At 56.2% G+C, this 6,317-nt stretch carries 7 protein-coding genes; 5 read left to right on the forward strand and 2 right to left on the reverse strand.

The window, feature by feature from the left end; translation table 11 throughout:
* Positions 1 to 192 (forward strand): transposase (locus PSA7680_RS18270; protein ID WP_217808310.1); only part of this gene is annotated, 192 nt, incomplete at its 5' end.
* On the opposite strand, the gene PSA7680_RS18275 is transcribed toward PSA7680_RS18270, so the two are convergent.
* Positions 167 to 1,153, reverse strand: coding sequence for a hypothetical protein (locus tag PSA7680_RS18275; RefSeq protein WP_245824758.1), 987 nt, complete (start codon positions 1,151 to 1,153; stop codon positions 167 to 169). The two genes, PSA7680_RS18270 and PSA7680_RS18275, sit on opposite strands and share 26 nt — an antisense overlap.
* A 227-nt stretch (positions 1,154 to 1,380) precedes the next feature.
* Between PSA7680_RS18275 and PSA7680_RS18280 the strand changes: the two genes are divergently transcribed.
* The 4 genes from PSA7680_RS18280 (at position 1,381) to repC (ending at position 6,095) form a co-directional block, all read left to right on the forward strand.
* Entirely contained in the window at positions 1,381 to 2,289 is a 909-nt protein-coding gene (locus PSA7680_RS18280) for a recombinase family protein (RefSeq protein ID WP_043754160.1), read from the forward strand.
* A 342-nt stretch (positions 2,290 to 2,631) separates the two neighbouring features.
* Entirely contained in the window at positions 2,632 to 3,831 is a 1,200-nt protein-coding gene (gene repA, locus PSA7680_RS18285) for a plasmid partitioning protein RepA (RefSeq protein WP_043754158.1), read from the forward strand.
* Positions 3,831 to 4,799, forward strand: a complete 969-nt coding sequence (repB, locus tag PSA7680_RS18290; protein WP_223229246.1) for a plasmid partitioning protein RepB — start codon at positions 3,831 to 3,833, stop codon at positions 4,797 to 4,799. The genes repA and repB overlap by 1 nt, the downstream gene beginning before the upstream one ends.
* A 240-nt stretch (positions 4,800 to 5,039) precedes the next feature.
* Positions 5,040 to 6,095 carry a plasmid replication protein RepC gene (repC, locus tag PSA7680_RS18295; RefSeq protein WP_085870099.1) on the forward strand — a complete coding sequence of 352 codons (1,056 nt, stop codon included), beginning with the start codon at positions 5,040 to 5,042 and terminating at the stop codon, positions 6,093 to 6,095.
* A gap of 30 nt (positions 6,096 to 6,125) precedes the next feature.
* Here the strand turns inward: repC and PSA7680_RS18300 are convergent.
* The coding region (locus tag PSA7680_RS18300; RefSeq protein WP_217808310.1) for a transposase at positions 6,126 to 6,317 on the reverse strand (192 nt) is incomplete at its 5' end.

Consider the following 6,317-nt stretch of genomic DNA (forward strand, 5'->3'; position numbering starts at 1 on the left):
AACGTCCGCGTGGTCAGGACCGTCGACCGAGACCTCTACCGCGAACGCAACAAGGTCGAACGGTTCTTCAATCGTCTCAAACACTTCCGCGGCATCGCAACGCGATACTTCAAAACCGCAGCAAACTTCCTCGCCGCACTTCACCTCGCTTGCTCAAGGCTCTGGATCAGACATTATGAGTCCACGACCTAGTGCCGGTCAGGGCCTCGGCCATCGGTGCGGAGAGGAGCGGCCATTCGGTCAGCACGGCACGCAAAGCCGGTGGAGTTTTGCCTGAGAGCGAGCTCATCTCTGCTTCTGTCCTCGCTGACCATGTCTCGATATAGTCCAAGTGCCGCATCGCGGTCAGGCAGGCAGTCTCCATCCCATCCAGCCAGCGAGCAAGACGCTCCGGTGGTAAGCCCGACGCGCGCAACCCCCCTGCCCCACCCATAGCTAGTGGTGCAAAGTTCGCTCCCTTTCCGTCGCTGGCCGTGATCCTTGCCGCGGTAACGGCTGCTTCGATCTGGTCGCCTTGTTGCCCGAGACCCGCCAAGCTCCAGAGGTGAAACCCCATGCAAGCCCGCGTGATCGGGTGTAGATGAACAGCTGATTTCATCACCTCCAGCCATCCGCCCGCGCGCTCCTCTAGCCGCTCGGTGGCATCCTCGATGTTCTCGGGATCGCGGCGGTCCAGAAAGGCCGCCAGATCGACCATTGGACCCGGACCACCCATCAGGCGGCGAACAGCCCAGCCAACTCTTGCCAAGGCATTCGGGTCATCCTGTGCGCCAGACAATCGCATTGATATCCAAAGAGCGAGGCGGTCAGAACTCACCCGATCCCCTGCAAGCCAGCTGAGGTCTGCCGCCTCGATCAGTGCCAGTCTGTGTCGCCAGCCATCCGGGCCACGCAGCAAGCGGTCATCCAGCGCACCCAGGCGTCCAGCCACCTTTGCCAGCCGCGCAGCCTGAGCCGCTTCCGCCTTTGCCCAGTCGTCGATGACAGCAATGTCGGACGGTTCTGCCCGTGGCCCGGGCGGCAAATCATCCGGTTCTTCTTCGAGCGGCCCCGGCAGGAACCAGAGGTCGTCCTCGTGAGCCCCCACATCCCCCTCGGTGGTGATGAGGGGGTCGTCAAAATCATCAGGAAAAGTAGATGCTTGCGGCTTCATATGTGCAAAATATCTATATTATGCACATTACCCAAGCGATTTTGTGGCAGTTGCCCGCGCTCTTTGTATAGTACGGACGCGCGACTGTCGGCGGAACCTCTCAGATCGCGCTCAGTGCAAGAAAACCAAGGGGATTGTGCACCAGCACGACAAGAGATCACTTGCTTGCATTCGTTTTCAAACGGTCGTTTATTGATGATACATAAAATTGCAAACGGCCCGTTTTCATGCCCCTGATAGGCTACGCCCGTGTTTCCACAGAGGATCAGACCCCCCTGCCCCAGTCTGAGGCCCTGCAGTCTGCGGGATGCGCCGAGATCTTTGAAGAGCACGCCTCGGGCGGCAATCGCGCGCGACCGGTGCTGGCACGCGTGCTCGAACGCGTCCAGAGCGGCGATACGCTGGTCGTTGTGCGGATCGACCGGCTTGCGCGATCTCTGTCGCACTTGCTGGAGGTGATCGAAAGACTGGAGGGAAAGGGGGCGTTCTTCCGCTCGCTCCAGGACCCGATCGACACTGCCTCGCCCCAGGGCAAGTTCACGTTGCAGGTTCTGGGCGCTGCGGCTGAGTTCGAACGCGCTCTGATCCGCGAGCGCACAAAGGCCGGGCTTGCCTCTGCGCGCGCCAAAGGGCGCGTAGGCGGCAACCCAGGGCTACGCGCCAAGGATCCCGCCGCGCTGCGCAAGGTGCGGCTGGCACGGCAGGACGGCTATATGGAACGCCTGAACGAGACCGCGCAGGATTGGGTGCCTCATGTGCGCCGCCTGCGCCCCGATATGGCTTGGGAAGACGTGCTGCGAATTATCAATGCCCCCCTGCCCCCAGATCACCATTGGACACAAGGCCGACTGCTCCGCGCTGTGAAGGCATATGTGCGCGACGGGTTCCTTCCTGCCGAGGTGCTTGGCCGCGCCGGACGCCGCGAAACCGATGACCGCCTGCCGGCCATCGTCGCAGCGATCAAAGGCGCGGACCCCGAAATCACGCTGCAGGCGATCTGCGATCGGCTAGAGTCGATGCGCGAACGGACCCCTCGAGGTCGTGCCAGCTGGCAGCCGTCTTCGGTCAAAATGTTGCTCGAACGAGCGGAGCGGCTTGGCCTAATTTCATCAGAATCGGCTCACTCCCAACTGTAACTAGCAGAGGCTCAAACAGCTGAATCTATCGCTCTAAACACCGTCAGAAGGTCAATTGTGCCATTGGTTGCATGGGTTTAGCCAATACCATCCAAACAATCCCCATGAATGGCTTGAAGCACGGTCTTTTGGATTTATCACCATAAAATCAACAACTTGCAGTTATCTTGATGTGACTGTACGTATTGGTGCTGTGGATAACTTTCACACTACATCTAGATTCTTCTTGCCGGACTCACTTGATCGTGGCATTCCCATTCTGACGGTAAAACGCGTCAGTCGCGCTGTACACCGTCAGAATGACCAAGAGCCTCAACAGAGGCCGAGAGTGGGCGGCAGGACATGGATGATCGTAACGTTGGATACGCGCAAGGCATAGGCTCTTCCGACATCGGAGCATTTGCCGACAATCTGGCTGAATCTTTGGATCGCCAGATGAAGATCGCTTTCGAGCCCGAAGAACGAAAGTCCCTGCGCCGATTCAGTTCTACCGAAGTTGCCAGCCTCCTGCGCGTTAGCACATCTAACCTGCGCAACCGGCACAAGGACGGCAGCTTCCCGGAAGTTCATACAGACAACCGCGGACACCGGTTCTACACAGCCCAAGAGATCGATAAGCTGCGCGACATTCTGGGGCGCACCGGAAAGAACGCAGAAAGCTACCGCCCCGGTCGACGTGAAGGCGATCGTCTCCAGGTGATATCTGTCGTCAATTTCAAAGGCGGATCGTCAAAAACAACAGCAACGATCCATCTTGCACAACGGTATGCTTTGCGAGGTTACCGAGTGTTGGTCTTGGATCTCGATCCGCAGGCAAGTTTGACCACCTTTTTCGGCTTTCGGCCAGAGCTCGAGTTCGCCGAAGGCGGCACAATCTATGATGCCCTGAGATATGAGGAACAAGTTCCGCTCTCAGCCGTCATCCAAAAAACCTACTTCCATAAGCTCGATATGGTCCCAGCGGGCCTGATGCTCTCGGAATACGAAACTGAGACGGCAAACGCCCTCGCCCGCCGGGTGCAACCCATATTTGCGGAGCGTCTTGCCTTAGCGCTTGAGGAAGTAGAGGCGAATTACGACATCGTTCTGATCGACTGCCCACCTCAACTTGGCTTTCTGACCCTAACGGCGTTGGCAGCCTCGACGGGACTCCTAGTAACGGTCGTGCCTGGCATGCTCGACATTGCTTCAATGAGCCAGTTCCTGAAACTTGCTTCGGAAACGGTAAAGGCTGTCGAAGAAGCCATTGGCAGGCGCGTTACATGGGACTTCGTAAAGTTCTTGATCACGAGATACGAGCCGTCGGACGGGCCTCAGACCCAGATGGCGGGCTACCTGAGATCGATCTTGGCCGGACAGGTCATGACTGAGCCAATGCTGAAATCTACAGCAATCTCGGACGCCGGTATGACCCAGCAAACCGTCTACGAAGTTGATCCGAGCCAATTCATTAGAAAAACGATTGATCGCGCTCTGACCAGCGTGAATGGCGTTGGAGATGAGTTGGAACAGACAATCCAAATGGCATGGGGGCGTCGCTGATGGCCCGAAATATCTTCAATCAGCCTCCAAAGGACGAGAAGGAGAGCGCGGCCCCCTCCCCTACCCCGCCAAAAGCAGCAAAACTGCCAGGATCTGTTGGCGGATTGCGCGACTCTTTGCGCGAGATTACCGCGAATTCGATCCGTGACATCGAGCCCGATCAGATTGACATGGATGGTCTGCGCGATCGGTTGGTGCTGGAGGATTCCAGTATTGATGAGTTGGCCGAAAGCATTCGCAAGCATGGGCAACAAGTACCAATTATGGTCCGTCCATCAGCGCAACCGGACAGATACCGTATCATCTACGGACGACGCAGGCTCGCAGCGATCCGCATGGTCGGCGGAACGGTCAAGGCGATCGTTCGAAGCCTGGATGACGACGCATCTCTGATCGCACAGGGCCAAGAGAACAACCTCCGACTAGACCCGTCTTTCATTGAGAAATCTCTTTTTATCAAAGAGATGCAGGAATCAGGTTACAAGCCAAACGTCATTCAGGATGCTCTCGGCTTGACACGGCAGGGCGTGTCCAATCATCGCGTCGTCATAGAGCAACTGCCAGAAGGGCTTGTACAGCTGATCGGGCCGGCACATGGCATCGGACGACGGCAATGGGGTGACCTGGCCGCTTTGTCGAAAAAGATAGATCTGGTGAACACAGCCAAAGAGGTGATCGCCGCCCTGCCCGACGACACTCCAAGCGCGGATAAGTTTCAGGCAGTCTACTCGGCTTGCTCGAACAAGGCGCGTAGCGACAAGAAGCAAGCCAACCGCAGCCTAACGTCCGTTGTCAAAGATGGGGACGGTAGCTCTGTGGGAACGCTGACAGTCGACCAGAAAACGATCGCTATCAAGATCACCAAGAAGGACAACCCAGAATTCGGCCAATGGATCGAAGAGCGCGCGGAGGCAGCGCTTTTGAAGCTCTTCGAACAGTGGCGGAATGAGAGCGGCTCTGGGTCCTAAGCCCCGAGCCACACAGAGTAACTCGAGCAGAGGAGAAAAGCGAAGACCAGAAAGAAAAGAGCCCCCCAAAGTTTCCCCTGGAGAGCCCTCATCATTCGATTAGCACTCATGATGTAGCAACCTCCAGCAAACCGGTCAAGAGTCACCGATTCGGTGGACGGGTTTTTATTGCCTTTTTCTGAGCGAAATCTCGGGAAGAGACTGGGAAGTTGTGGGCCGAACGGTCGTCGTGAAGAAACCATGGCATTTACAAAACTATCGATCAGAACCGCTGATGCTGATGCATCACGCGGCTCAATTTCTGCGGCTGAAACCGACATCTGGACCATCTTCAGGGCACTAAGAGATGCACGTAGCGTATTCGGTCTGCGTCCTGGCCATATCCAAACACTTCAAGCCATGCTCAGTTTCTTGAAGCCCGGCCATGGCGAAACGGTTTTCGCGTCCAACGACTCGATTTGCCAGCGCGTCGGCGGAATCGACGAACGGACACTCCGCAGGCACATCAACCGCTTCGTCGAACTCGGGTTCATCAAACGCAATGACAGCTCGAACAGAAAGCGCTACCGCGTTCGCTCATCCAGCGGGGAATGCATCAGCTATGGACTGTCTCTAACCCCCCTCCTCCAACGTGCGAGCGAGCTTATCGCCATCGCACATGAGATGGAAAATAACCGGCGGGATCGGATATTTGTCCGCAAACAGATCCTGACAAAGCTCGCCCATTTGGAAGAGCATGATCCCAGCAACACATTCATCAACCACGCACGGAGAGCTCTACGCAGGAAGCTGAGCCTTACCGAATACCACGCGCTGCTCGCCGACACGGACAAAGAATGCCAGACTTTGTATACCCCAGATAACCCACCAGAAACTGTGGAGTTGCCCGCCAATGACGGACAAACTGTCCGGCACCAATCTATGTCTGAAGAAGAAAAAAAAGATTTAGATAGCAACACAGGCAATGAAGCTCTGAAACCAGACTTGCTAACCTCAGTCTGCGATCAAGCGACATCGTTCTCCACAGAGAGACTTAGAGACTGGTTGGACATTGAAAACCATGCTCGAACTCTTGCACCCATGATGGGGATTCACCCAGAAACATTTGAGAAAGCCAAGAATGCAGTAGGAGCTCAGAAAGCGTCATGCGCGATCTTCATCATGCTACAACTTGGACAACGCATCAGGGATTTTGGAGCGTACTTTCACAGTATCACCTTGGGCCAACGTCAAGACCAGTTTGATCCAGTGGCTTTGATCAAGCGTCTATCCAAAACTGCTATGCAAACCGCCTAGTGTCCACCGCGGTGGACGTCTGGCCATCAACTAGGTCGTGGACTCATAATGTCTGATCCAGAGCCTTGAGCAAGCGAGGTGAAGTGCGGCGAGGAAGTTTGCTGCGGTTTTGAAGTATCGCGTTGCGATGCCGCGGAAGTGTTTGAGACGATTGAAGAACCGTTCGACCTTGTTGCGTTCGCGGTAGAGGTCTCGGTCGACGGTCCTGACCACGCGGACGTT

Source organism: Pseudoruegeria aquimaris, from assembly GCF_900172235.1.
Taxonomy (GTDB): domain Bacteria; phylum Pseudomonadota; class Alphaproteobacteria; order Rhodobacterales; family Rhodobacteraceae; genus Pseudoruegeria; species Pseudoruegeria aquimaris.

Bases quoted from the DNA above. Each gene is read 5' to 3' on its own strand.
- repC (WP_085870099.1), top strand. From the start codon at position 5,040: ATGGCATTTACAAAACTATCGATCAGAACCGCTGATGCTGATGCATCA.
- PSA7680_RS18275 (WP_245824758.1), bottom strand. From the start codon at position 1,153: ATGAAGCCGCAAGCATCTACTTTTCCTGATGATTTTGACGACCCCCTC.
- repA (WP_043754158.1), top strand. From the start codon at position 2,632: ATGGATGATCGTAACGTTGGATACGCGCAAGGCATAGGCTCTTCCGAC.
- repB (WP_223229246.1), top strand. From the start codon at position 3,831: ATGGCCCGAAATATCTTCAATCAGCCTCCAAAGGACGAGAAGGAGAGC.
- PSA7680_RS18280 (WP_043754160.1), top strand. From the start codon at position 1,381: ATGCCCCTGATAGGCTACGCCCGTGTTTCCACAGAGGATCAGACCCCC.